Source organism: Streptomyces sp. A1136 (genome assembly GCF_004795055.1).
GTDB lineage: Bacteria > Actinomycetota > Actinomycetes > Streptomycetales > Streptomycetaceae > Streptomyces.
Genome location: NZ_SSBJ01000152.1, coordinates 1 through 712 on the forward strand (window position 1 = coordinate 1; position 712 = coordinate 712).

Here is a 712-nt window from a genome sequence, read left to right on the forward strand (position 1 = left end):
GCCGAAAGGCTATTCCTTTAGGGGCATTTATGCCCCTAAAGGAATTGCCTTTCGGCAATTCCCGCAGGGAATTCCCCTTCGGGGAATTCGGGGTGGTGCGGGTAAAACCCCCTTCGGGGGTTTTGTCGGGCGGGTTTGAATTGCCTTTCGGCAATTCTTGGTTGGGGGTTTTTGAAAGCCTTTCAGGCTTTCTTTTGATCCCGCGTTGCGGGATTTGATGGGGTGTTGGTTGTGGGGTGGGGCCCGCCTGTCGGCGGGTGGGGTGGTGGGTGGTGTGGGCTCCTTCGGAGCCTTGGGGGTGTGGGGGTGTTTTGTTGTGGGGGTGTGGCTAGGGTCTGGGGTTTGGTGTCATGTGTGGTGGCTGGTTGGGGGGTTGGCGCGGGTCTGGGTGGGGGGTGTGGGCCCCTGTCGGGGCCTGTGGGGGTGGGAGGGGCTGTGTGGGGGTGTCCGGGGGGTGGGGCGGGGCGTGGGGCGGGAGGTTCGGGGCGGGGGCGTGGGCGGGCTTTCCTGAGGGGGTTTCAGCGCCCTTCCGGGCGCCGTGTCCGGGGCGGGCGCCCTCACGGGCGACCGGGTTTACGGGTGTGGGTATACGAGTGAATTCCGGGGCGGCCTTCCGGCCGAATTCCCGGGGCCTCGAATTCCCTCAGAATATCCGGGGCCCGCCTCTCTGATATCTCGGGAGCACGTCACGGACGGGCCGTCACACCCTCTA

1 protein-coding gene is annotated in these 712 nt (G+C 65.3%); it reads left to right on the top strand.

Translation table 11 applies throughout. The features are described from left to right. On the top strand, positions 1 to 218 hold a 218-nt coding region (locus E6R62_RS40485; protein ID WP_206308991.1), incomplete at its 5' end, for a hypothetical protein. Positions 219 to 712 lie beyond the last annotated feature (494 nt).